Origin of the sequence: Methylobacterium sp. 275MFSha3.1 (assembly GCF_900108435.1) — a bacterium.
Lineage (GTDB): Bacteria > Pseudomonadota > Alphaproteobacteria > Rhizobiales > Beijerinckiaceae > Methylobacterium.
The window spans coordinates 397,690-421,984 of record NZ_FNWP01000002.1 but is presented as its reverse complement, the minus strand read 5'-3'; the positions used below and the strand labels follow the sequence as shown (position 1 = coordinate 421,984).

Below are 24,295 nucleotides of genomic sequence, written 5' to 3'. Positions count from 1 at the left end.
TGCGGGCGCGGCGCTCCACGGGGTGCTGCGCCTGAGGCCGTCACGCTGGCCAGCCCCACCCCCGCCCTCAGGACGCGGCCGGCCTCACGGCCGGGCCTCGGCCGGCGCCGGTGGCTGGGCAGCACCCTCCTCCGGGTTGCGCGGCCGCCTCGCCGCCTCCTCGGCGGCCTTGTCGGCGGCAGTCCTGTCCGCAGCGGCCTTCTCGGCCGCGGCCTTGAGGGCCGCCGCGCGGGCCCGATCCATCTCGATCCGGGCGCGGCGGCGCTGCCGCTCCACTTGGTCGGCCTCGGTCAGCTCGATCGTCTCCAGCTCGCGCTGCAGCACGAAGGCCGCGAGGCCGTTCGACAGGGTGCCGACGTCGAGCACCCGCTCGGGCGCGCCGAGCGGCCCGGTCAGGCCGAACTGGACCGCGGGCGGCCCGGCATTCCAGCCGCGGGGCACCGGGCCGCCCGCGAGCGTGCCGCGGGCGTCGAGGCGCCCGGCGCGCAGGTCGTAGCCGACGGTGCCGACCCAGCGGGCCGGCCCGAGATCGAGGTCGAATGGCCCGGCCCGCAGCACGCCCCCCACGATCGTGGCGGCGGCCTGGGCGGATCCGCGCGCCTGCGCGCCGCCCCGGGCGAGCTCCTCGGTGACGAGCGCCTGGAGCCGGCCCTCGCGGAGCGGGTCGTCCATCTCGGCCGCGCGGGCGAGAGCGCGGCCGAGCGCCGCGGGATCGGCCGCGGGCAGGCTCAGGTCCGTCAGGGTGAGCGCGCCGCTGCCCGAGAGGCTGTCGGCGAGGCCCGGCAGGGTCTCGGCCGTGGCGGCGAAGCGCAGGTCGGCGCTCAGGCGGCCGCCGAACGGGCCGCCGGCCAGGGTGGGGAGCGCCGCGCCGTCGAGGCTGCCCGAGCCCGAGACCGAGGCGCCGGCCCCGAGCCGGGCGATCGTCACCGAGCCCGCGAGGCGGCCGCCGGCGAGCTTGCCGGTCAGGTCGCGCAGGGTCAGGCCCGCGTCGGCGAGGCCGAGGGCAGCGGTCGCGTCGGTGGCGACGAGGCCGCGGCCGAGATCCAGGCTGGCCACGCGGGCGTCGAGGGACAGGGCCGGGTGGGCGGTCGGCGGGCCGAACGCGCCGTTCGCCCCCGGCGGGATCACCAGGGCGGCCGCGAGCTGCGGGATCGACAGCCGGTCGAGGGCGAGGCGGCCGTGAAGGGCACCGCCTGCCGACCGCAGCAGCGTCCCGTTCACCCCCGCGCCCGCGACCGTGCCGGCGAGCGCGGCGGCGGCCTCGCCCTGCTGCCGCGACAGCGTGACGGTGAGGTCGGCCGGCCACGCCCCCGGTGCCAGGGTCGCGGCGCCGGCCAGCGTCAGGAACGGCGCCAGATCGGCCGTCTCGGCGCGGAGCGTGCCGCCGGTGGGGACGAAGTCGGGACCGACCAGGATCGGGCGGCCCGTACCGAGGCGCAGGCCCGCGACCGTGCCGTTCGCCGTCAGGGCGAGGGTCTGGCCCTCCGGCCGCTCGGCTGTCAGGCGCAGCTCGGCAGGTTGCTGCAGGCCGGCGAGGTCGGTGCGGCCGAACCACGCCCCCGCCCGCGGCGCCGTGAGGGTGGCAGCGCCGCCCTCGATCCGCGTGCCGCGGCTCGCGAGCGTCAGGTCGAGGGTGCCGCCGCCGGCACTGCCCCGGGCCTGGGTCCGCAGGGCCGCGGCCGCGCCGCCCTCCCGGTCGAGGGTGACGGCGAGGTCGAGGGGCGCGTCCCGCAGGAAGGCGGGCAGCAGGCGGATCTCGCCCACCCAGACCCGCTCGAGCAGGCCGAGCAGCGGCGCCGCCGCCGGCGCCTTGAGGCGCCCGGAGACGCGGCCGGTCCCGTCCGCGCCGATCTGCCCGGACAGCCGGGCGCTGGCGCCGGCGAGGTCGGTGACGTCGAGGCTGTCGACCGTCAGGCCGGCGCCGTCCGACTGGATCCGCGCCGCGATCGTGCCGGTACCGGAGCCCGCGGTGCCGAACCGGACGTCCTTCGCCTCGAGCGTCAGGGCGAGGTCGGTGTCGCGCAGGGTGCCGAGGGTCGTCCCGAGGGGCGGCAGGCCGGCGATGTCGAGGCCGGTGGCGCGGATCTGGGCCTCGAACCGCCCGCGCTCGGCGCCCTCGGCGGCGGTGTAGCGGGCGTTCCCGGTGATCCGCGCCGGCCCGAGGCCGAGGCGCATGTTGCGCAGGGATAGGCCGGTCCCGGCGGCCGACAGGTCGGCGGCGGCCTCGATCTTCCGCCCGTCGAGCAGCGCGACGAGCGGCCCCTCGGCGCCGAGGCGGCGCAGGTAGCGGCCGAGCGCATCCGAGTCGGGGGCGGCGAGCGCCACCGGGCCGGAGAAGCGCAGCGGCGCCGTCTCGACCTGCCCGCTCGCCGTGACGGTGGACTCGGCCGGGCCGGTCACCGCGAAGCGGCGCAGCAGCAGGCCGCCGGCCCGCTCCAGGGTGCCGGTGAGGGCGAGGTTCGACCATTCCTCGCCGCCCAGCACGGCGCTGCCCACGGTGAGGTCGAGGTCGAGCATCGCCGGCAGGCTGCCGGCCGAGCGCGGCAGGCCGCGGGCGATCAGGCTCTGCCCCTCCGCCGAGGCCAGGAAGGCGTCGAGGTCGAGGCGGCGGGCGTCCAGGGTCAGGCCGGCGCGCCACTGGCGCAGGTCGAGCCGTCCGGTGCCGCCGAGCCGCAGGGCCCGGCCGCCGGGGTCGATGGCGAGGTCGACGGCCTCGAAGCGCACCTGCGTGCCCCGGGCCTTGAAGGTGCCGGCCAGCGAGAACGGCAGGTAGGCGCCGGCCGCCTGGGTCGGCGGCCCGACGACGAGGCGGGCGGAGCCCTCGGCCTCGACCTGGGCGCCGCCGGATTCGGCGGGGACGAGGCCGAACCGCGCGTCCGCCTCGAAGCGCGGCATCGCGTCGCCGCCGCCGGAGATCTTGGCGGCGAGGCGCCCGTCCGGTCCCGGCGTGCCGCTGACCGCCCGGAACGGGACGCCGCCGCTCGTCCCCTCGATCCGCCAGGGCCCGACCAGGGCCGGCGCCTGCAGGCGCAGGTCCTGGACGTAGAGCTGGTCGGTCCGCCCGGTGGCGGGGACCTGCGTGGTGACGAGGAACTGCTGGATGTGCAGGTTCTCGATGGCGAGGTCGCGGTCGCGCAGGGCCCCGCCGAAATCGGGCGGCAGCTTCAGCGTGTCCGGGCCGGCGACCGGGAGCTTGATCTCGGCCCGGCCGATCCGGGTCTCGGTGAAGCGGAACTCGCCCTTGAGGAGCGGCGCCAGGGCGATCTCGGCCTTGACGAACCGGGCATCGAGGCTGGGGCGGTCCGGATCGGCGCCGAGGTGGAGGCGGTCGACGCGCAGCCGCGGCGACGGCAGCAGGCGGACCTCGATCCGGCCGTCGGTCCGGACCGGAACGCCCAGGGACCGGGCGAGCGCCCGCTCGACGAGCCCGCGATGGGCCTGCCAGTCGACGAAGGGCGGGACCGCGAGCGCCGCCACGAGAACCAGGATGACGGCGCACGCCAGCGCGGTCAGAAGATCACGCAATGGTCCCGTTCCGCACCATCTCTGCGCGAGGCCGCGACCTCACCGGGCCGCCGTGCCCCGCGTGCCCCCGCGAGTCAGTCGCCACGGCCATAGCACGATAAGCCGCCGGGGGCGCCAGCGGCGATGCCACGGTCCCGAGCGGCGGTCGGGGCACGCGCGAGGTTCCTCGGGCATCCCGGGCCCGCGGCCTATGGATCGCGCGATCGGCCGCGGAGCGCGACGCGCCCGGAGGACGCGGATCATCCCGGCGCGGACAGCCGCGCTTCATGGCTCCGCGCCCCCGCCGCGGCGCGAACGGCCTCGACGCCGTTCGCGATTTGGTCCAGGGAAGCGGGATGCAGAACCGCCCGCATCCGCAACCCGCCGGGGACGGCGCGCCCGCCACGTCCATCGCCGCCCGCGCCATGGGCGCCCTCCGGCGCGACGCGGCCGCCTACCTCGAGGGCCTCAACCCCGAGCAGCGCCGCGCCGTCGAGACCACGGAGGGCCCGGTCCTGGTGCTGGCCGGGGCCGGCACCGGCAAGACCCGGGTGCTGACCACCCGCATCGCCCACCTGATCGCCACCAACCGGGCGCGCCCCTTCGACATCCTGGCGGTGACCTTCACCAACAAGGCCGCCCGGGAGATGAAGCACCGGATCGGCGCGCTGATCGGGCCGGCCGGCGAGGGCATGCCCTGGCTGGGCACCTTCCACGCCATCGGCACCAAGATCCTGCGCCGCCACGCCGAGCTGGTCGGGCTGAAATCCGACTTCACCATCCTCGGCACCGACGACCAGCTCCGGCTGATGAAGCAGGTCATCGCCGACCAGAACGTCGACGAGAAGCGCTGGCCGGCCCGGGCCCTGTCCCACGCCATCGACGGCTGGAAGAACCGCGGCCTCGGCCCCGAGCAGGTGCCCCCGGGCGAGGCCGCGGCCTTCGCGTTCGGCAAGGGCGGCGCCCTCTACACCGCCTACCAAGCCCGGCTCGCGACGCTGAACGCCGTCGATTTCGGCGATCTCCTGCTGCTCTGCCTCAAGCTCTGGCGGGAGAACCCCGACGTCCTGGCCAATTACCAGGACCGGTTCCGCTACATCCTGGTCGACGAGTACCAGGACACCAACGTCGCCCAGTACCTGTGGCTGCGCCTCCTGGCGCAGTCCCGGAAGAACATCGCCTGCGTCGGCGACGACGATCAGTCGATCTACGGCTGGCGCGGGGCCGAGGTCGACAACATCCTGCGCTTCGAGCACGACTTCCCGGGCGCGGTGGTGGTGCGCCTGGAGCGCAACTACCGCTCCACGGGCCACATCCTGGCCGCCGCCTCGGGGCTGATCGCCAGGAACGAGAGCCGCCTCGGCAAGACCCTGCGCACCGACGACGAGCCGGGCGAGCGCGTCACCGTGACGGGCGCGTGGGATTCCGAGGAGGAGGCGCGGATGCTCGCCGAGTCGATCGAGTCCCTCCAGTCCAAGCAGCATCCCCTGTCGGAGATCGCCGTGCTGGTGCGGATCTCGGCGCAGATGCGCGAGATCGAGGACCGGTTCGTCCAGCTCGGGCTGCCCTACCGGGTCATCGGCGGCCCGCGCTTCTACGAGCGCGCCGAGATCCGCGACGCGCTGGCCTACCTGCGCGCCACCGTGAACGTCAGCGACGACCTCGCCTTCGAGCGGATCGTGAACACGCCCAAGCGCGGCCTGGGCGACGCCACTCTGCAGCAGCTCCACACCTACGGCCGCGCCAACCGGCTGCCTCTGCGCATCGCCGCCGCGCGCCTGTGCGAGACCGACGAGCTGAAGCCCCGGGTCCGCTCGACCCTGCGGGCGCTGACCGAGAGTTTCTCGCGATGGGCGCGGCTCGCGGAGACGCAGCCGCACAGCGAGGTCGCGCAGACCATCCTGGAGGAGTCCGGCTACACCGAGATGTGGCAGAAGGACCGCTCCGCCGACGCCGCCGGCCGGCTGGAGAACCTGAAGGAATTCGTCCGCTCCATGGAGGAGTTCCCCGACCTCGCGGCCTTCCTGGAGCACGTCTCCCTGGTGATGGAGGCCTCGGAGGCGGAGGGCGCCGAGCGGGTCTCGCTGATGACGCTCCACGCAGCCAAGGGGCTCGAGTTCGACACCGTGTTCCTCCCCGGCTGGGAGGACGGCCTGTTCCCGAACCAGCGCGCGCTCGACGAGAGCGGCCGGGCGGGCCTGGAGGAGGAGCGGCGCCTCGCCCATGTCGGGCTGACCCGGGCGCGCAAGCGCGCGAAGCTGTCCTTCGCGGTCAACCGGCGCATCCACGGGCTCTGGTCCTCGACCATCCCGTCCCGGTTCATCGACGAGCTGCCCGAGACGGCGGTCGACGTGGTCGAGGCCCCGGCGCACTTCTCCGCCGGCGCCTCGCGGTTCGACCGCAACCCGACGCCGTTCGGATCGAGCTACGGCACGCCGGGCTGGCAGCGCGCGCAGGCCAACACCGCGCCGGGCGGCCGGTCCGGGTTCGGATCGGGGTCCGGAGGCGGCTTCCGCTCGGCGGGCCCGGGCGGCCGGTCCGGGGGCCAGTCCGGCGGTCCCCGCCAGATCGAGGGCGAGCTGATCGCCAAGTCGACGGGCGCGCCCTCGGCCTTCCAGGGCGGCCAGCGGGTCTTCCACACCAAGTTCGGCCCCGGAACGGTCGCGGCGGTCGACGGCAACAAGCTGACCGTTGACTTCGACAAGGCCGGCCGGAAGATGGTCCTCGACAGCTTCGTCCAGGCCGGATCGAGCTAGTCCCGCCGACCAAGCCCGGACGTGTCAGGGCGGCAGGGTCGGCCGGCTTCGCCCGCGCGGGCGGGGAGGATCGCGACCGTGCCGGATGCCGCGTTACCGCGACACCACCGTCCCGAACCTGATGCATCCGCGCCAGCCGCGCGGCTTTTTCGAAGCCCCTTCACCGACCGTCACCCCTTAGTCACACCCGGCGCGCAATCGTCGGGCGCGAATCGCACTGGTGCGCCAGTTGCATCGCGTATTCGGCCGCGCACGGAACGTCGTGACGCTCTCCACAGGCGGACGAGCGCGGGGCGGAACCTTCGGCCTTGGGCCGGTATTAAGTTCCGCAAGCGAGTAGAACCGGGAGCAAGCAGGTAAACGGCAGTTCAGAGACAGATCCAGGTTGGCAAGTCCCGTTGGAGTGTACATCCATGAAGAGACGCCGCGCACGACTTGAACTGGTTGAAGACCGCACGTCCCGCATTCATCGCACACGCTTCGACGAAGAACGCAATCTCGCTCCCATCCAGCCGCTCACCGAACGCCAAGCCGAGTACCTCGACGCCCTCGCCCGCTCGCCGCAGGTCATCGTCCTGGGGCCCGCCGGCACCGGCAAGACCTTCATCGCCGGCACCCGCGCGGCGGACCAGCTCCGCCAGCGCCGCATCGCCAAGGTGGTCATCACCCGCCCGAACGTGCCCTCGGGCCGGTCCCTCGGCTACTTCCCCGGCACCCTGGAAGAGAAGATCGCCCCCTGGGTCGCCCCCCTCACCGAGGCCATGAAGGAGCGCATGGGCGCCGCCGCCTTCGAGATCGCCCTGAAGACCGGCGACATCGAGATCGTCCCCTTCGAGGTGATGCGCGGCCGAACCTTCAAGAACTGCCTCGTGATCCTCGACGAGGCGCAGAACACTACGATCAACGAGATCAAGATGTTCCTGACCCGGATCGGCGACGATTGCCAGGTCATCATCAACGGCGACGTCTCGCAGACGGACCTCCGCGAGACCTCGGGCCTGCGCACCGTCATGCACATGGTCAAGAGCCGGATGATGCCGATCCCCGTGGTGGAGTTCACCCGCAACGACATCGTCCGCTCCGGCATCTGCGCCGAGTGGGTGAAGGCGTTCGAGGAAACGAATCTTTAAATCGGAAGTTGATGGCGGCGGGTCCTCGCAGACCCGCCGTGCCGTCCCCCGGCACGAGACGACTCTCCGCACCTCCCATTCGGGAGGATGAACCGGGCGCCGAGCCCGGCCTTCAGAGAACTGGAGTCTCCTCGTGAGGAAACTGACCTTCGCCTTCGCCGTGCTGGCCTCGCTCGGCGGCGCCGCCCTCGTCCAGCCGGCCTCGGCCGCGCCCGCGATGCCCGGCGCCGTGTCGGCGCCCGACGCGGTGACGCATGTCCGGATGACTCCCATGGAGCGGCGCATGATGCATCGCCGCATGGAGCGGCGCATGATGCACCGCCGCATGGAGCGCCGGATGATGCATCACCGCATGCACCGCCGCATGCACCGCATGTGATTGAACGGCGGAGTGGGGTCTTCCGGCCCCGCTCCGCTCGCCCGGCCGGAACCGGGCGTTGCTCCCCGTTCCGAAGATTCCTATCTCGTCGTCTCGAATCGTGCCGTCAGGCGGCCGCCGCGGCAGCCGGCCGATCCGGGAGACCCCGATGCCCCCCTCCAATCGACTGTTCGACGACCTCGCCCGCCTCATGACGGACGCCGCCGGCGCCGCCCAGGGCGTCCGCCGCGAGGCCGAGACCGTGGTCCGGGCGCAGCTCGAGCGCGTCGTCCGCGACCTCGACATCGCCTCCCGCGAAGAGCTCGACGTGCTCCGCGACCTCGTGACCCAGCTCCAGGCGCAGAACGAGGCCCTGACGGCCCGCGTGGCGGCCCTGGAGGCGCGATCCGGGAGCGCCGGAGCGGGCGCCGCGGGCCTGAGCGAGGTGGTCTGAGTCTCCGCGGCAACGCCGCGGGCTTTTACACAGGAAGCGGCGTCGACGATCCGGTTTCCTGTTCACTGAATGTGACCTGCACTTTGTGTCGCGAGTCACGGCCGGTCTATAGTCGGGCATAGGGTGATTCGGGGGCTGCGGGGCGATGTCCGCAGAGCTTCGACAGTCGATCGCGTCACCGCCGGCCTAGATCTGCCGGTCGTTCCAGTTCTCGGAGTGTTCTCGCGCTCCGGTTTCGCGTCACCGCCACGTCGGGCCGGATCTCGTCCGGGTCGTCCTTTTGGATCGTCATGCCGCTTCTCAACGTCGACTTCCACGACCCGGACCGGAACGAGCATCCGCTCGACGTCGTCGAGCGGCTGGCCTCCCTGCGCGACTGGATCTTCGACCGGGCCGAGACCGACGAGATGTCGGTCACGAGCCCCGGTCGCTGGACCGACTACAACGTCGCCTTCACGTGGATCGAGGACGTCGAGGCGCTCCACGTCGCCTGCGCCTTCGACCTCAAGGTGCCGGAGCGGCAGCGCACCGAGGTGATGCGCCTGATCGCGCTGATCAACGAGCAGCTCTGGGTCGGCCATTTCGACCTCTGGACGACCGACAGCGTGGTGATGTTCCGGCACGCGCTTCTGCTGACCGGCGGCGCCGTCCCGACCCACCCGCAATGCGCCACGATGATGAAGACGGCGGTCGACGCCTGCGAGCGCTACTTCCAGGCGTTCCAGTTCGTCCTCTGGGCCGGCAAGAGCGCCCGCGAGGCCCTCGACGCCGTCCTGTTCGAGACCGAAGGCGAGGCGTGACCGCCCCCGGCGCCTCCACGGCGCGGATGCCCGCCTCCCTGGTCCTGGCCGGGGCCGGCAAGATGGGCGGCGCGATGCTGGCGGGCTGGCTGGAGGCGGGCCTCGATCCCCGCCGCACCACCATCATCGACCCGGTGCCCGTGCGCCCGATCGTGGATCTCTGCGCCGAGCGGGGCATCGCCCTGAACCCGTCCGATCCCGAGCCCGGCGACGTTCTGGTCCTCGGGATCAAGCCTCAGGGCCTGGACACGGCGGCCCCCGGGCTCGATCGGCTCATCGGCCGCGACACGCTCCTCGTCTCGATCCTGGCGGGCAAGACCGTCGCGGATCTCCGCGGCCGGCTGCCGCGGGCGCGGGCGATCGTCAGGGCGATGCCCAACCTGCCGGCGAGCATCGGCCGGGGCGCCACCGGTGCCTGTGCGAGCTCGGAGGTCACCCCCGCGCAGCGGGCGGCCGCCGAGGCCCTGTTCGCGGCCAACGGCGCCGTGGCGTGGCTCGCCGACGAGGCGCAGATCGACGCCGTGACGGCGGTCTCGGGCTCCGGACCGGCCTACGTATTCCTCCTGGCCGAGACCCTGGCGGAGGCCGGCATCGCGGCCGGCCTGGAGCCCGACGTCGCCCGCCGCCTCGCCCGGGCGACCGTGGCGGGAGCCGGCGCGCTCCTCGATGCCAGCCCGGCCGAGGCGGCGGAGTTGCGCCGCAACGTCACGTCGCCCGGCGGCACCACCGCGGCGGCCCTCGACGTGCTGATGCGGGAGGACGGCCTCGGCGCGCTGATGCGCGAGGCCGTGGCCGCGGCCCGTCGGCGGGCGGGGGAACTGTCCGGCTGACATCGAGCGTTGGCATCAAGGGCTGACATCGGGCGGCGTCCGTGCGGCATGGCCGCGCGACGGACCTGCCCTTCGCGGCCCGCCAGCCTACATGAGGCCACACGACCGATCAGACCGGGCGACCGATCCATGACCGACAGCAGAGCCCCCTCGAAGCGGCCCCGCAAGGCCGCGAGCCCCGCCAAGGCGGGCGACGCGCAGGAAGGCGCTGCCCGAGAGGGCGCTGCCCACGCGAGCGTCGCGCAGGAGAGCGGGACGCGGGGGAGCGGCCAGACCGGGACAGCCGATTCGGGGGAGCAGGGCGGCGCGCCGAAGCTGTCGCCCCGGGAGGCCGCCGTCGAGGCCCTGATGCGCCTCGCCGCCGAGCAGCCCTGGAACGACATCGAGGTCAGCGACATCGCCCGGGAGGCGGGCCTGACGCTCGCCGAGCTGCGCGACCTGTTCCCGTCGAAGGGGGCGGTCCTCGGCGGGCTGACCCGCATCATCGACCGCAAGGTTCTGGAGGGCGATCTCACGGGTCTCGAGGAGGAGCCGACCCGCGAGCGGCTGTTCGACGTGCTGATGCGCCGCCTCGACGCCATGGAGCCCTACAAGCCGGCGCTGCGCCGGATCGCCTACGCGCTCCGCGGCGAGCCGCTCTCGATGCTGGCGCTGAACGGCGTCATGCTGAACTCGCACCGCTACATGCTGGCGGCGGCCGGGATCGACACCGAGGGGTCGCTCGGGCAGCTCAAGCTGCAGGGCGTGGTCATCGCCTTCGCCCGCGTGACCCAGGTCTGGCTGGACGACGACGATCCGGCGCTCGCCCGGACGATGGCGCGGCTCGACAAGGAGATCCGCAACGGCGAGCGCATCATGGAGCGGGCCGAGGACGTTCGCCGCCTGACGGCGCCCCTGCGCGCCATCGGCCGCTCGTTCCTGGACCGGCGGCCGCGCGACCGGCGGAGCCGCGACGGCGACGGTGACGAGAGCGACCCCGCTGCCGCCATCTAGACCGGTCGCTCACGCGGCCTGGATGTCGCTGAGGAAGCTGTCGACCTCGCGCTTGACCGTCAGGGACTGCGTCGCCAGTTCGGCCGCCGCGCTCTGAACCTGCGCGGCGGCGCTCCCGGCCTCCCGGGCGGCGGCCAGCACGCGCGCCACGTTGGCCGAGACGCCCTCCGTCCCCCGCGCCGCCTCGCCGGCATTGCGCGAGATCTCGCCGGTGGCCGCCGTCTGCTGCACCACCGTCGCCGCGATGGCGCCGCTGATCTCGTTCACGGAGGCGATCGTGCGGGCGATCTGCGCCATCGCCTCCGCGGCCTGCCCGGAGGCCGCCTGGATCGCGGCGATCTGGCCGCCGATCTCCTCGGTCGCCCGCGCCGTCTGGGCGGCGAGCTCCTTCACTTCGGAGGCCACGACGGCGAAGCCGCGTCCCGCCTCGCCGGCCCGCGCCGCCTCGATGGTGGCGTTGAGGGCGAGCAGGTTGGTCTGGTTCGCGATGCCGGAGATCATCATCACGGCGGCCCCGATCTGCTCGGCGGCGGCGCGCAGGCTCGCCATGGCGGCGTTGGTCGCCTCGGCCTCGTGGGCGGCGTGACCGGCCACCGCGTTCGAGCGCACGACCTGCCGCTCGATCTCCTGGAGCGAGGAGACCATCTCCTCGGCGGCGGCCGCGACGGTCTGGACGTTGGCCGAGGTCTGGGCGGCGGCCGAGCTCGACGTCACGGCCTGGCTGTTGGTGTTGTCGGCCACCCGGGTCATCGCCTGCGCGGTCGCGTCGAGTTCGCTGGTCGCCGCCGTGACGATGTCGAGCGAGGCGGCGATCTTCGCCTGGAAGGCGTGGACGCGCTGCTCGACCCGCTCGGCCCGGCGCAGGCGGGCCTCCCGCTCGGCGGCCTGCGCCGCCTCGAGCTCCGCCCGCGCGACCGCGTTCTGGCGGAAGACGTCGACGGCCTTGGCCATCGCGCCCATCTCGTCGGTCGCCGCGCGGTACGGCACCGCGACGTGAAGATCGCCCTCGGCCAGCCGCGTCATCGCCTCCGTCATGCCGGCGACCGGTCGGATGACGCTGCGGGCCAGCACGAAGGCCAGGATACCCCCGAGGAGCAGGGCCGCGGCGACCAGGCCGATCAGGATGTACCGGGCCCGCCTCGCCGCCAGGGCGGTCTCCCGGGAAATCGTCTCGCCGGCGGCCACGATCCGGTCGCGCAGCGCGATGCCGAGCCGGTCGATCGCGTCGGCGTGGGGTTTGATCCCGGTCTCGAACGTCGCCTTCGCCGACGCCACCGCCCGATCGTACGTGCGGAAGCCGGCCGCGGCGGCGATCAGCGCGTCGCGGACGGCCCTGACCTGCTGCCCGAAGACCGCGCCGCCCTGCGCGTCCTTGAACGCATCCAGGGCCGCCAGAGCCTGCTCGACCCGCTGCTCGAAGGCGTCGCGGTCATGTGCGTCCAGGCCGATCACGAAGCGGGCCGACGCGATGCGGGACCGCAGGACGGCGTTCTCGACGTGCTCGACCCGCGCGAGCATCGCCTCGCCGGCCCGGGCGCGCACGTCCGCGAGCAGGCTCGCGAGAAGGTTGGTGAGCGCGTTGCCGGTCTCGTAGAGCTTCGTCCTGGCCTCGCGCAGGCTCGCCCCCGACGCCGCGAGGCGTTCCAGCTCCGGCTTCATGGCGCGGGCGGCCTCCCGCACGTCGTCGTAGAGCTTCCGCCCCCCGTCCGTCATGGCCAGCGAGAAGTACCGGTCGCAGGTCTGCTCGATCGCCTGCCGGGCCTGCTCCATCGCGGCGATCAGGTCGGGATCCGGCTGGAGCCGGTACCGTTCGGCCGTCCCGACGAGGCGTGCGGCGTGACCGTCGATCATCAGGACCGACTGCGCCCCTCGCTCCACGCGCTCCTGAAGCGCGTGGTCCGCGCCGATGACAGCCTGCTGGTAGATCGCGAATGCGCCGATGATGCCCGTGATCATGACGAGCATCGCAAATCCCGCGTAGAGACGAGCGCGTATCCCAGTTCTCACAGACGTATCTTCCACAGAAGAGGCCAGACTTTAGGCCTTACGATAGACGATACGATCATGACAACATCGTGTCGCGCGATCAAGTTCAACTTGTATTATAGATGATAGACGACAATACTTAGAGACAGACCCGATATCTCGGGCGCTCGAGGTGACCAAACCTGCCGGGCTGCGCGCGCAAACGGCAATCGGTGCGTTCTCGTCGCGATGGATCAGTTCTGACGGCGCCTCCCGGTCCGCCCGGAAGCTTCACCCTGCGCGTGTCCGCTGCCGAGCGGCGTCGAGACTTCGCGCGGTACACGCTCGCGCTGGATCACGCGGGCGATGCACTTGCATTGCGGCACGGTCCGGCCCGCGTTGCTGACATCGGGCAGGAAGACCCGCGCTACAGTCCCGACCTTCGGGGAGACATGGCGACGGCCTGAAGCGCGTCGGCCGCGATTCGATCGACGGGTCGCGCAGGCCCTCGGCTCGCGGGCCGTCCGGGTCGATCAGGCCTCGCGCCGGAGTTCAGGCGGCGCGGCTCGCCAGCGCCTCGCGCATGGTCGTGGCGATCATCCCGTTCTGGAACTGGTCGCGCGGGACCAGCAGCGCGTCGGGCACGCGGACCGACGCCTCCGGCCCCATGGCGTCGACCGGGTCGCTGGCGAGGATGATGCGCAGGGCCGGGCGCAGGGCCCGGGCCTCGACGGCCAGCTGCGCGCAGCACAGGCCGCCCTGGAGCGCGGTATCGACCACCAGCACGTCCACCGGCAGGCCCAGGGCCAGCACCGTCATGGCGTCGACGCCACGGTCGCAGGCGGTGACTTGGTAGCCCAGCATCCGGACCTGGGCCGAGACCTCGTCGCGCCAGCGCTTGTGACGGCCGACGACCAGAACCTGGATCCGGTAGCAGCTGCCCTGGGGAAGGCTGCTCGAGGCAGTCTCGTCGTCGGCTGGGGGCATTCCGCACTCGACTTCGCGCTGGCTTTGCGATGCAGCATGCTAAGCTGGGATGCAATCCACACGCAAGCCCGGCGCCGTCATCGCGCCGCATTCGGCGCCGCCGTTGCACAATGGCGAAGCACTCCGGCGGCCTGATCATAGGCTGGGCACGGAGTTGACGCCGGCGGGGTCGCGCGGGCAACACCGGGCCGCCGCGGGACCTGAGCCGCGCGCTGCCGGAGCCCGAGCCGATGTCGTCCGCGAAAGCCCCTCCCGTCTCCCCGCTGGCGCCCACCGCGATGCCCGATCTGCCGCCCCTGCCGGGCGTGCGAATCGCGACCGCCCAGGCGGGGATCCGCTACAGCGGCCGCACCGACGTGCTCTACGTGGCGCTGGAGGCCGGGACCCGGGCCGCGGGGGTGTTCACCCGGTCGAAGTGTCCCTCGGCGCCGGTGGACTGGTGCCGCGACGCCCTGGCCGACGGGTCGGCACGGGCGCTCGTGGTCAATTCCGGCAACGCCAACGCCTTCACGGGCCGGCTCGGGCGCGACGCGGTGGCGCGCACCGTCGAGATCGCCGCGGAGGCGGCGGGCTGCGGCGCGCGCGAGGTCTACGTCGCCTCGACCGGCGTGATCGGCGAGCCGCTCCCGGCGGAGCGGTTCGCGGGCGTGCTGGCGGACTGCGCGGCCCGCGCCGAGGACGGGCCGGCCGCCTGGACCGAGGCGGCCCGGGCGATCATGACCACCGACACCTTCCCGAAGCTCGCGACGCGCACGGCCGAGATCGACGGCGTGCGCGTGACGATCAACGGCATCGCCAAGGGCGCCGGCATGATCGCCCCCGACATGGCGACGATGCTGTCCTTCGTGTTCACCGACGCGGCCCTGCCGCAGGACGTGCTGCAGGCGCTCCTCTCGGCCGGGACGAAGACGAGCTTCAACTGCGTGACCGTGGACGGCGACACCTCCACCTCCGACACGCTGATGCTGTTCGCCACCGCCAGGGCCGGCAACCCGGCGATCAGCGATCTCGCCGACCCGCGGCTCGCCGGCTTCCGGGAGGCGCTCGACGGCCTGCTGGTCGAGTTGGCCCAGCTCGTCGCCAAGGACGGCGAGGGCGCGCGCAAGTTCGTCACCGTGCGGGTCACCGGCGCCGAGAGCGACGCCTCCGCGCACCGCATCGCGATGTCGATCGCCAACTCGCCGCTGGTGAAGACCGCGGTGGCCGGCGAGGACGCCAACTGGGGCCGCGTGGTGATGGCCGTGGGCAAGGCCGGCGAGCCCGCCGACCGCGACCGGCTCGCGATCTGGTTCGGCGACGTGCGGGTGGCGGTGCAGGGGGCCCGCGACCCCGATTACAGCGAGGCGGCGGCGAGCGCCGTGATGCGCGAGCCGGAGATCACGGTCCGGGTCGATCTCGGCCTGGGCGGCGGCACGGCCCGCGTCTGGACCTGCGATCTGACCAAGGCCTACGTCGAGATCAACGGGGATTACCGCTCGTGAGGGCGGTCCTGTCCGGCGCCCTCCTCGTCCTGAGCCTGGCGACCGCGGCGCGGGCCGACGACGCGGCGTGCAAGCGCCACATCAGCGTCGTCGGGCGCGCGTCGGAGACGCGGGCGCCGGACTTCGCCGAGGTGACGGTCGGCATCGAGGCGCGCGGCGCGAGTGCGGCGGCGGCCCTCGACGCGGCCTCGAAGGCGGTGGCCGGGGTCTCGGCGCAGGCCCGCGCCCTCGGGGTCCCGCCCGCCGATCTCGGCACGGCCGCCGTCACCCTGCAGACCGCGACCCGCACCGTCGCCCGGCCGGGGGGCGCCGTCACCGAGGAGCCCGACGGCTACCGCGCCAGCAACCTCGTCACCGTCCGGCTCGCCGACATGGACCGCCTCGGCGACCTGCTCCGGCAGGCCCTCGACTCCGGCGCCAACCGCATCGACGGCGTGAGCTTCGGGCTGCGCGACCCGGACAAGAGCGAGGCGGCCCTCCAGGTGGCGGCGACCCGGGACGCGCGGAGCCGCGCCGAGGCCCTCGCGGAGGCGGTCGGCGCCAAGCTCGGCCCGCTCTGCACGCTGAGCACAACCGCGGCCGGCACGCCGTACCGCCCGGCGCTGGAGATGGCCCGGGCGGCGCCGATGGCGGCCAAAGGACGGCGGGTGCCGCTGGAGGCGGGCACGATCCCGATGTCCTCCGAGGTCTCGGCCACCTTCGCGGTGGCGCAGTGAGCGCCCCCGGAAGCACCCCCGATGGCGTCCCCGCGGCCGCGCCCCTGCGCCTGCTCCTCGTGGTCGCCGTCGCCCTCGTCGATGTCGACGGCCGCGTCCTCGTGAGCGAGCGCCCGGCGGGCAAGCAGCTCGCCGGCCTGTGGGAGTTCCCAGGCGGCAAGGTCGAGCCCGGCGAGCGCCCCGAGCAGACGCTGATCCGCGAGCTGGCGGAGGAGCTCGGCATCCGGGTCGAGGAGCCCTGCCTCGCGCCGCTGACCTTCGCGAGCCACGCCTACCCGGACTTCCACCTGCTGATGCCGCTCTACATCTGCCGGCGCTGGACGGGGACGCCGCGCCCGATGGAGGGGCAGGCGCTCAAGTGGGTGCGCCCCAAGGCCCTGCGCGACCTCGCGATGCCGCCCGCCGACGCGCCGCTGATCCCGTTCCTGATCGACCTGCTGGATTCCTGACCCCGTCGCGGGCCGCCCTCACAGGGTCAGGATCGCCTCGACGACCTCCTGCACGTCGAGCGCCTCCGCGAAGGTGGCGAGGTGGTGGGGCTCGCCGCGCGCCATGCGGACGACGCCCTCGAGCTGGCGCCGGAGCGTGATCGGCCGCAGCTTCTCGTTCGGGATCGCGTCGGGCTCCGGCTCGAAGCGCCCGTCGGCGCCCCGTCGCTCGGCGATGGCCCAGTCGCGCAGCCGGACGGCGCCCGCGTCGCCCTCCAGCGTCCACGTGTTGTGGTCGTCGGCCGCGACGCCCCCGACCCGGCCTGTCAGGGTGACGGGGATCCCGCCCGCCGTGAGCGTCACGTCGATCGCGCGCTCGGACCGGCCCGGTTCCGGGAAGTCGATCCGTCCGGCGAGCCCGGCGAGCGGGCCGAGCTGGCGGCGGGCCAGGAACAGGAAGTGCGAGACCACCTCGCGGGTGAAGCCGCCCTCGCCCCGCGCGTCGAGCCAGCGGGCGGCGTCGGCCTGCCAGGGCCGGGGCCAGCGGGCGAACGCCACCGCGACGGTGAGCGCCCGGGGCGTGCCGACCGCGCCGGCCGCGATCCAGCGCTCGATCGTCGCCACGCCCGGCGACGAGGCGAACGGGAAATTGACCGCGCCCGCGCCCCTCGCCTCCGCCACGAAGGCGCGGGCATCGGCGCGATCGATGGCCAGCGGCTTCTCGCAGAAGACGCTCCGGCCGGCGGCCAGGGCGGCGCGGGCGTAGCCGAGATGCGAGGCGGGCGGCGAGGCGACGTAGACGCAGTCGCTCGCCGCCACGACGGCGGCGGAATCGGCCACCCGCGGCACCGCCGGGAAGGCCGCGCCGATCCGGTCCAGGGCCGCCGGGGCCGGATCCCAGATCGCCGCGACCCGCACGGGCAAGTCCGCCGCCCCGTGGATCGCGCCGAGCAGGCGCTCGGCCATGATTCCCGCGCCGATGATCCCGATGGTGAGCGGTGCGTCGGAGGTCGGCATGCGGGGATCCGTGCGGCTTCTGGCGTCTGACGAGCCGCGGCGCGGCCCGTCGCAGGCTTTAGGAGCCCGAACCGGCGCGGGGAAGGCCGCCGGTCAACGCGACCCGGGATCTCAGCCCTGGATGAAGGCGAGCAGGTCGGCGTTGAGCCGGTCCTTGTGGGTGGCGGCCAGCCCGTGCGGGGCGCCCGGATACTCCTTCAGCACGGCGCCCGGCACGAGCTTGACGGCGGCGCGCGCGGCGGCGTCGATCGGCACGATCTGGTCGTCGTCGCCGTGCACGAGCAGGGTCGGCACGTCGATGCGCTTCAGGTCCTCGGTGAAGTCGGTCTCCGAGAAAGCCGCCACGCAGGCGTGCACGTTCCGCAGGCCCGCCATCATGCCCTGCATCCAGAACGTGTCCCGCAGGCCTTCGCTGACCGCGGCGCCGGCGCGGTTCGCGCCGTAGAACGGGCCGCTCAGGTCCTTGAAGAACTGGGATCGGTCGCGCAGGACCGAGTCCCGGATGCCGTCGAACACGTCCCGGGGCAGGCCGCCCGGGTTCGCGTCGGTCCGGACCATCTGGGGCGTCACGGCCCCGACCAAGACCGCCTTGGCGATGCGCGCCGTCCCGTGCCGCCCGATGGTGCGGGCGACCTCGCCGCCGCCGGTGGAGTGGCCGACCAGCACCGCGTCGCGCAGGTCGAGATGGGCGATCAGCCCGGCGAGGTCGTCCGCGAAGGTGTCCATGTCGTTGCCCGACCAGGGCTGCCCGGAGCGACCGTGCCCGCGCCGGTCATGGGCGATGACCCGGAACCCGCGCTCCGCGAGGAACAGCATCTGGTCCTCCCAGGCGTCGCCGTTGAGCGGCCAGCCGTGGCTGAAGACCACCGGCTGCCCGGCGCCCCAGTCCTTGTAGTAGATCTGGGTGCCGTCCTGCGCGGTGAAGTAGGGCATCGTGGTCTCCCGAGGGTCGAGAAGGCAGAGGGCGAGAAGGAGGGGTCGCGCGGACCGACGGACCGGTCAGGCTCGGCCCTGCCGCGCGTCGAGGCTGAGCGGGCCGGCCCCGAAGGCCGCGACCTGAAGCAAGCCGCCGGCCATGGCGAGGTTCTTCAGGAAGTGGAACATCTGGTTCTGGTCGCCGAGGGCCGCGTGGAAGGTCACCGCGGTGGCCACCGCGAAGAGCGCGAGGGCCAGGGCGACCAGCCGGGTGCGGTAGCCGGCGACGAGCAGCAGCCCGCCGACGACCTCCACGGAGGTCGCCGCCGCGTAGGCGAGCGGCGGCAGCGGCAGGTGGGCGGCCTCGATGGTGGCGAGCGTCGCGGCCGGGGCCGCGAGCTTGCCGGCGCCGCTCACGAGGAAGATCGCGCTCATCAGGACCCGGCCGGTCACCGGCAGCAGGGCGGTCGCACTGGAAGAATAGATCGGGGGCATCGTCGAACGCTCCGTCCTGTCGTGCGCGGCCGGCTCAGGCCGCTTCGGGAAGTGTGAGGCCGCGAAGCCAGTTCAGCGCCAAGCCGATATCGGCCTGCGACAGGCCGTGGCCCGTCGGCAGGATCCGGTGCTCGACGCGGGCTCCGGCCGCGGTGAGCTGCTGCGCGAGGCGCCGCGCGTTCTCGGCGGGCACGATCGGGTCCATCGCCCCGGAGAGGATCAGGACCGGCCGGCCGGCGAGATCCGCGGCCGGGGGCTCGGCGAACGGCACCATCGGGCGGATCAAGACCGCGCCCGCCAGGGTCTCCGGCCGGAGCAGCAGCAGCGACGCGGCGATGTTGGCGCCGTTCGAGAAGCCCAGCGCCACCGGCGTCCCGAGCCCGTACCGCGTCCGGGCGGCCGCCACGAAGGCCGCGAGGTCACCGGTGCGGCGGCGCAGGTCCGCCTCGTCGAAGACGCCCTCCGCCAGGCGCCGGAAGAAGCGCGGCATGCCGTTCTCGCTGACGGCGCCGCGGGGCGCCAGCAGGGCGGCCTCCGGCGCGACCGTGCGGCCGAGGGGCAGGAGGTCGTTCTCGTCGCCGCCGGTCCCGTGCAGGAGCAGCAGCGGACGCGCGGTGTCGGGACCGGGCTCGAAGCGGTGGATGAAGCCGGCGGTGTCCTGGGTCATGATGGCCTCACGGGTGACGGGGAGAGGTCCCGCCCCGCGCGGGCGCGGGGCGGGCGTGGAGGTCGCGGATCAGGCGACCTTGGGCAGCACGGCCTCGATCTCGGCCCGGTGCGGCTCGAGGCCGGCGGGGAGCTTGAGGGCCTGGCCGAGGGCCTCGATCGGCTCGTCCACCGCGAAGCCGGGCGCGTCGGTGGCGATCTCGAACAGCACGCCGCCGGGCTCGCGGAAGTAGATCGAGCGGAAGTACTGGCGGTCGCGCTGCTCGGTGACGTGGAGCCCCCGCGCCGCGAGCGCCCGGCCCATCGCGGCCTGCGCGGCGTCGTCCGCCGCCCGGAACGCGATGTGGTGGACCGAGCCCGCCCCCGGGCGGCCGGGCAGGAACCCGCCGACGGCCCGCAGGGTGACGAGACCGCCGAGCTCGGCGCTGCCCGCGAAGCGGATCAGGTTGCCCTCGCGGCCGACCTCCTCCAGCCCGAGCACCTCCGTGAGGATCGCGGCGGTCGCTTCGGCCCTGTCGAGGAGGAGCGTGACGCCGTGCAGGCCGCGGATCGCGTGCTCGGCCGGCACCTCGCTCGACGCCCAGCCCTCCGCGTCGCCGACATCGACGCCCACCAGCGCGAGCATCATGCCGTCCGGGTCGCGGAAGCGCAGCGTCGGCGCGCCGAAGACCTGGACCAGCGGCTCGTGGGCCACGCCCTTCTCGATGAGCCGGTGGGTCCACCAGCCGATGGAGGCGCGGGGAACCCGGAAGGCCGTCTCCTGGGTCTCGCCGATCCCGACCCGGCCCGGCGCGGCGTGCTCGACGGGGAAGAAGGTCAGGATCGTGCCGGGCCGCCCGGCCGCGTCGCCGTAGTACAGGTGGTAGGTGCCCGGATCGTCGAAATTGACGGTCTTCTTCACCAGACGCAGCCCGAGGATTCGGGTGTGGAAGTCGAGGTTGCGCAGGGCCGGCCCGGAGAAGGCCGTGACGTGGTGGAGGCCGGTCTGAACCATGGCGATGTCTCCCGACGGAAGGCCGCGGTGGGCGGCCTGTTGCGATGACGGGAATGTGCCCCTTGCCATCGGCGGCGAAAATAGAAACGGTGGAAACCTATCGTTTCCGGATCTGATCGATGAGACTGCCCGATTTCGAGGCCTGGGCCGTGTTCGCCAAGGTGGTGGAGACCGGCTCCTTCGGCCGCGCCGCCGCGGAACTGGGCTTGTCGAAGGCCACGGTCTCGAAGGCGGTGAGCCGGCTCGAACTGCGGATCGGCGCCCGCCTGTTCAACCGCACGTCGCGGAAGCTCGCCCTCACCGAGGCCGGGCAGGCCGCCAAGGACGGCGCCGCGCGCATCCTCGCCGAGGGCGAGGCCGCGGAGGCGCTGGCGACGGCGGGCGCCGCGGAGCCGCGCGGGCTGGTGCGGCTCGCGGCGCCGATGACCTTCGGGGTGATGCACGTGGCCCCGATCCTGCCGGCCTTCCTCCGGGAGTACCCGGCCGTCTCGGTGGATCTCCACCTGTCGGACGCGGTCGTCGACCTCGTCGGCGGCGGGTTCGACATCGGGCTGCGCATCGCGGCCCTGCCGGATTCCTCCCTGCGCGCGCGCCGGCTCTGCGAGATCCGCCGCTCGCTGGTCGCCACGCCCGCCTATCTCGACCGGCACGGCCGGCCCGAGCACCCGGACGACCTCGTCCACCACACCTGCCTCGGCTACGCCTACCTGCCGACGCCGGACCGCTGGCGCTTCGTGGACGGGAGCGGCGCGGAGGCCGTCGTGGTGCCGGCGGGCCAGCTCCGGGCGAACAACGCCGAGGCGCTGGCGCCGGCGCTGCGGGCCGGCCTCGGCCTCGCCTTGCAGCCCGACTTCATGATCTGGGACGACCTCGAAGCCGGGCGCCTCGAGCGGGTGCTGCCGGCCTGGTCGCCGCCGCCGATCGCCCTGCACCTCGTCATGCCGCCGGGCGATCCGCGGCCGGCGCGGGTGACGGCGCTGATCGCCCATCTCGCCCAGACCCTCGGCCAAGCGCCCTGGGCCGCGCCGCCGCTCCGGCACGATCCGGCGGACCGGTGAATCGCGGCCGGCGCGCGCGATCCGGGCACGTCATTCACTTGGATCAATGCCGTATTCACGAACGTGCGTTACCGGCGGGCCTGGCGCCTTGCCGGCGACGGCCTGTTCCTTGCTGATACATCTGTCGGAGAACGCCCGAGACTTGTCGCCCTGTTGCGACTCTCGGCCAAGCAAACTTCAAGTTTCCCCAGGACAATCTGGCATTGGACAGCGGCGCGTTTTCCGGGCAGTAAGGTGCCTTGTATAAATGTATACGTTTTCTCCGAGGCGTTGATGTCCCCTGCGTTCCCCGGACGTCCCGCACCCGACCGACTGCGGCACAAGACCGTGGCGGCGGCCGTCGCGGACTCGCTCCGCGAGCAGATCCTGAACGGTGAACTGCCGCCGGGGGTGCAACTGCGCCAGGACGCTCTGGCGGAGGAATTCGGGATCAGCCGGATCCCGGTGCGCGAGGCCCTGCTGCAGCTGGAAGCCAGCAAGCTCGTGCGGATCGTGCCGCACCGCGGGGCGGTCGTGACGGGCCTCTCGCTGCAGGAGGTGGAAGACATCTTCCAGCTGCGCGTCCAGCTCGAGCCGGAACTGCTCCTGCTCTCGGCCCCGCACCTGACCCGCGACGACATCCGCGATCTCGACGCCCTCTCGAAGGAGTACGGCGCGGCGCTGGAGACCGGTCAGGTCCTCCGGTGGGGCGACCTGAACAGCCGCTTCCACCTCGACCTGATCCGGCACGCCGGCCGTCCGCGGTCGCTGGCGATCATCTCCGCGCTGCTGCAGGATTGCGAGCGGCCGACGCGGCTGCAGATCGCGACCTCCGAGGACGCGACCCGCGCGGTCAGCGAGCACGCGCAGATCCTGGCCCTGTGCGAGGACCGCGCGTTCGAGGCGGCGGCCGCGTGCCTGCGGCGCCACATCGAGCATGTCGGCGCCTCGCTCATCGCCCTCTACCGGGGGGCGCTCGCCGAGGCCTGATCGGTCGCGAGGCGGCTCAGTCCGACTTGGCCGACCGGCCGCCGATCCGGCCCGGCAGGCGGGTCAGGCGATCCTTCATCTCCAGGACCTTCTGGACCTTCGAGCCGAGCGTCAGGAGCTGGACGAGGCGCTCGGTGTCGAGGCGGCGCACGTCCGCGTACCAGCCGGCGAACAGCTCGAAGAGGTCGTGCATCTCCCGCAGGCGCGCCTGGGCGTGCCGCTCCTCCTCGGTCGCCGGCTCCTGCATCAGGAGCTCGCGCAGGAGGGTCAAGGTCGGGTCGACCTCGCGCTTCTTGCGCTCCTCGACCAGCGTGCGGACGATCTGCCAGATGTCTTCGGGCGTCGTGAAGTAGTCGCGCCGGTCGCCGGGCCGGTGCTGGAGCCGGACGAGGTTCCAGGCCTGGAGCTCCTTCAGGCCCATGCTGACGTTGGAGCGCGACACGCCGAGCCGCTCGACGATCTCGTCGGCGTTGAGCGGCCGCTCGGCGACGAACAGCAGGGCGTAGATCTGCCCCACGGTCCGGTTGATGCCCCAGCGCGAGCCCATCTCGCCGAAATGCAGCACGAAGGTCTGGACGAGCGGGGGCAGTTGCACGGCAGGGATCCGACGCGGGCGATAATCGGGCGGGCGCCGCCCCGGTCTATCAGCTCTTGAGCCAATACCGCAGGACCGTCGCGACGAAGCCGAGGCCGACGATGCTGGAGGCCCAGAGCCCCGCGAACCACGCGAGGCGCTTCCAGAGGGGCTGTGCTGCTGCGGGTGCCATCAGTGATATCCGTGCGCGTCGACCTTGCCGCGGAAGACCCAGTACGCGTACGCGGTGTAGGCCAGTATGATCGGGATCAAAACCGACGCGCCGGCCAGCAGGAAGATCTGGCTCGCCTCGGGCGCGGCCGCCTGCCAGATCGTGATCCGGCCCGGCACGATGTCGGGGAAGATGCTGATGCCGAGCCCCAGGAAGGTCAGGGCGAACAGCCCCAGCGCGATCAGGAAGGGCGCCCGCTCGGCGCCGCCCCGCAGGGTGCGCCACAGGGCGTAGGCCGCGAGCGCCACGAGCAGCGGCACCTGCGCGGTGACGAGCACGTTCGGCATCGCCAGCCAGCGCTCGTAGTAGCGGCCCTGGAGGAACGGCGTCACCGCGCTGACGAGGGCGATGGCCGCCACCGTCGCCGCGGTGAGGCGCAGGGCCAGGCGCCGGGCCCGCACCTGGAGCAGGCCCTCGGTGCGCATCACCAGCCACGTCGCCCCGAGCAGCGCGTAGGCGACGACCAGGCTCGCGCCGACGAGGACGCTGAAGGGCGTGAGCCAATCCCACCAGCCGCCGGCATAGGCCCGCCCCTCGACCGCGATGCCCTGCAGGAGCGCGCCCAGCGTGATGCCCTGGGCGAGGGCCGCCACCAGCGAGCCGCCCGCGAAGGCCACGTCCCAGGCGGCGCGGTGGCGGGGGTCGCGCCAGCGGAACTCGAAGGCGACGCCGCGGAAGATCAGCCCGAGCAGCATCGCGATGATCGGCGCGTAGAGCGCCGGCAGGATCACCGCGTAGGCCAGCGGGAAGACGGCGAACAGGCCGCCGCCGCCGAGCACCAGCCAGGTCTCGTTGCCGTCCCAGACCGGCGCGACCGAGTTCATGGCGGTGTCGCGCTCCGCGCCCGGCGGCAGGACCGGGAACAGGAGGCCGATGCCGAGGTCGAAGCCGTCCATGACGATGTAGGCGAAGACCGCGAAGGCGATCACGAGCGCCCAGACCACCGTGAGATCGACGCTGTAGGCCATGGGTC

General features: G+C 73.3%; 23 protein-coding genes. 12 read left to right on the top strand and 11 right to left on the bottom strand.

Annotated elements, in window-relative coordinates:
* Positions 1-84: 84 nt before the first annotated feature.
* A complete protein-coding gene (locus BLW78_RS01940; protein ID WP_091676148.1) occupies positions 85-3,525 on the bottom strand; it encodes an AsmA family protein in 3,441 nt (1,146 codons plus the stop codon).
* A 335-nt stretch (positions 3,526-3,860) separates the two neighbouring features.
* Here BLW78_RS01940 and BLW78_RS01935 point away from each other — a divergent pair, with 335 nt between their 5' ends.
* From BLW78_RS01935 to BLW78_RS01905, 7 genes are all read left to right on the top strand, one after another.
* Positions 3,861-6,260, top strand: a complete 2,400-nt coding sequence (locus tag BLW78_RS01935) for an ATP-dependent helicase (protein ID WP_091676489.1) — start codon at positions 3,861-3,863, stop codon at positions 6,258-6,260.
* 413 nt (positions 6,261-6,673) lie between these two features.
* On the top strand, positions 6,674-7,390 hold the full coding sequence (locus tag BLW78_RS01930) for a PhoH family protein (protein ID WP_012321860.1): 717 nt from the start codon (positions 6,674-6,676) through the stop codon (positions 7,388-7,390).
* A 133-nt stretch (positions 7,391-7,523) separates the two neighbouring features.
* Complete coding sequence (locus BLW78_RS01925) at positions 7,524-7,769, top strand: hypothetical protein (protein ID WP_020090940.1); 246 nt, start codon at positions 7,524-7,526, stop codon at positions 7,767-7,769.
* 148 nt (positions 7,770-7,917) lie between these two features.
* Positions 7,918-8,202, top strand: coding sequence for an accessory factor UbiK family protein (locus BLW78_RS01920; RefSeq protein WP_020090941.1), 285 nt, complete (start codon positions 7,918-7,920; stop codon positions 8,200-8,202).
* A gap of 290 nt (positions 8,203-8,492) precedes the next feature.
* Positions 8,493-9,002 (top strand): type III secretion system chaperone family protein, encoded by a 510-nt coding sequence (locus BLW78_RS01915; protein ID WP_020090942.1) that lies wholly within the window; start codon positions 8,493-8,495, stop codon positions 9,000-9,002.
* Positions 9,003-9,028: 26 nt separating this feature from the next.
* Positions 9,029-9,832 (top strand): pyrroline-5-carboxylate reductase, encoded by an 804-nt coding sequence (proC, locus tag BLW78_RS01910; RefSeq protein ID WP_091676486.1) that lies wholly within the window; start codon positions 9,029-9,031, stop codon positions 9,830-9,832.
* A gap of 129 nt (positions 9,833-9,961) precedes the next feature.
* A complete protein-coding gene (locus BLW78_RS01905) occupies positions 9,962-10,825 on the top strand; it encodes a TetR/AcrR family transcriptional regulator (protein ID WP_170855064.1) in 864 nt (287 codons plus the stop codon).
* Between the two features lie 9 nt (positions 10,826-10,834).
* Here the strand turns inward: BLW78_RS01905 and BLW78_RS01900 are convergent, their stop codons facing one another.
* Together BLW78_RS01900 and BLW78_RS01895 are read right to left on the bottom strand one after the other, a co-directional pair.
* Positions 10,835-12,781: a methyl-accepting chemotaxis protein gene (locus tag BLW78_RS01900; protein WP_091676483.1), complete on the bottom strand. Its 1,947-nt coding sequence runs from the start codon at positions 12,779-12,781 to the stop codon at positions 10,835-10,837.
* A 561-nt stretch (positions 12,782-13,342) separates the two neighbouring features.
* Complete coding sequence (locus tag BLW78_RS01895) at positions 13,343-13,777, bottom strand: response regulator (RefSeq protein WP_020090945.1); 435 nt, start codon at positions 13,775-13,777, stop codon at positions 13,343-13,345.
* A 230-nt stretch (positions 13,778-14,007) separates the two neighbouring features.
* On the opposite strand from BLW78_RS01895, the gene argJ reads away from it, so the two are divergent.
* The 3 genes from argJ to BLW78_RS01880 are packed head-to-tail and all read left to right on the top strand — an operon-like array spanning position 14,008 to position 16,423.
* Complete coding sequence (gene argJ / locus BLW78_RS01890; RefSeq protein WP_091676146.1) at positions 14,008-15,258, top strand: bifunctional glutamate N-acetyltransferase/amino-acid acetyltransferase ArgJ; 1,251 nt, start codon at positions 14,008-14,010, stop codon at positions 15,256-15,258.
* Complete coding sequence (locus BLW78_RS01885; protein WP_091676143.1) at positions 15,255-15,974, top strand: SIMPL domain-containing protein; 720 nt, start codon at positions 15,255-15,257, stop codon at positions 15,972-15,974. The genes argJ and BLW78_RS01885 overlap by 4 nt, the downstream gene beginning before the upstream one ends.
* The gene (locus tag BLW78_RS01880; protein ID WP_091676140.1) at positions 15,971-16,423 is read left to right on the top strand and encodes a (deoxy)nucleoside triphosphate pyrophosphohydrolase; all 453 of its coding nucleotides are present in this window, start codon (positions 15,971-15,973) and stop codon (positions 16,421-16,423) included. The genes BLW78_RS01885 and BLW78_RS01880 overlap by 4 nt, the downstream gene beginning before the upstream one ends.
* Before the next feature lie 18 nt (positions 16,424-16,441).
* On the opposite strand, the gene BLW78_RS01875 is transcribed toward BLW78_RS01880, so the two are convergent.
* From BLW78_RS01875 to BLW78_RS01855, 5 genes are all read right to left on the bottom strand, one after another.
* Positions 16,442-17,419, bottom strand: a complete 978-nt coding sequence (locus BLW78_RS01875; protein ID WP_091676137.1) for a Gfo/Idh/MocA family protein — start codon at positions 17,417-17,419, stop codon at positions 16,442-16,444.
* A 111-nt stretch (positions 17,420-17,530) separates the two neighbouring features.
* Complete coding sequence (locus tag BLW78_RS01870) at positions 17,531-18,352, bottom strand: alpha/beta fold hydrolase (protein ID WP_091676135.1); 822 nt, start codon at positions 18,350-18,352, stop codon at positions 17,531-17,533.
* Positions 18,353-18,418: 66 nt separating this feature from the next.
* Complete coding sequence (locus tag BLW78_RS01865; protein ID WP_020090951.1) at positions 18,419-18,829, bottom strand: DoxX family protein; 411 nt, start codon at positions 18,827-18,829, stop codon at positions 18,419-18,421.
* A gap of 34 nt (positions 18,830-18,863) precedes the next feature.
* On the bottom strand, positions 18,864-19,496 hold the full coding sequence (locus BLW78_RS01860) for an alpha/beta hydrolase (RefSeq protein WP_091676133.1): 633 nt from the start codon (positions 19,494-19,496) through the stop codon (positions 18,864-18,866).
* A gap of 69 nt (positions 19,497-19,565) precedes the next feature.
* On the bottom strand, positions 19,566-20,489 hold the full coding sequence (locus BLW78_RS01855) for a ring-cleaving dioxygenase (protein ID WP_042670591.1): 924 nt from the start codon (positions 20,487-20,489) through the stop codon (positions 19,566-19,568).
* Positions 20,490-20,608: 119 nt separating this feature from the next.
* Between BLW78_RS01855 and BLW78_RS01850 the strand changes: the two genes are divergently transcribed.
* The gene (locus BLW78_RS01850; protein WP_091676130.1) at positions 20,609-21,547 is read left to right on the top strand and encodes a LysR family transcriptional regulator; all 939 of its coding nucleotides are present in this window, start codon (positions 20,609-20,611) and stop codon (positions 21,545-21,547) included.
* 273 nt (positions 21,548-21,820) lie between these two features.
* On the top strand, positions 21,821-22,516 hold the full coding sequence (locus tag BLW78_RS01845; RefSeq protein ID WP_091676127.1) for a GntR family transcriptional regulator: 696 nt from the start codon (positions 21,821-21,823) through the stop codon (positions 22,514-22,516).
* Positions 22,517-22,532: 16 nt separating this feature from the next.
* On the opposite strand, the gene BLW78_RS01840 is transcribed toward BLW78_RS01845, so the two are convergent.
* From BLW78_RS01840 to cydB, 3 genes are read right to left on the bottom strand one after another with little or no spacing between them, the layout of a single operon-like run.
* Positions 22,533-23,111, bottom strand: coding sequence for a GbsR/MarR family transcriptional regulator (locus BLW78_RS01840; protein ID WP_020090956.1), 579 nt, complete (start codon positions 23,109-23,111; stop codon positions 22,533-22,535).
* A 49-nt stretch (positions 23,112-23,160) separates the two neighbouring features.
* Positions 23,161-23,283 carry a DUF2474 family protein gene (locus BLW78_RS01835; protein WP_012321840.1) on the bottom strand — a complete coding sequence of 41 codons (123 nt, stop codon included), beginning with the start codon at positions 23,281-23,283 and terminating at the stop codon, positions 23,161-23,163.
* On the bottom strand, positions 23,283-24,290 hold the full coding sequence (gene cydB / locus BLW78_RS01830) for a cytochrome d ubiquinol oxidase subunit II (protein WP_091676125.1): 1,008 nt from the start codon (positions 24,288-24,290) through the stop codon (positions 23,283-23,285). Before cydB ends, BLW78_RS01835 begins: the two co-directional genes overlap by 1 nt.
* Between the last annotated feature and the right edge of the window lie 5 nt (positions 24,291-24,295).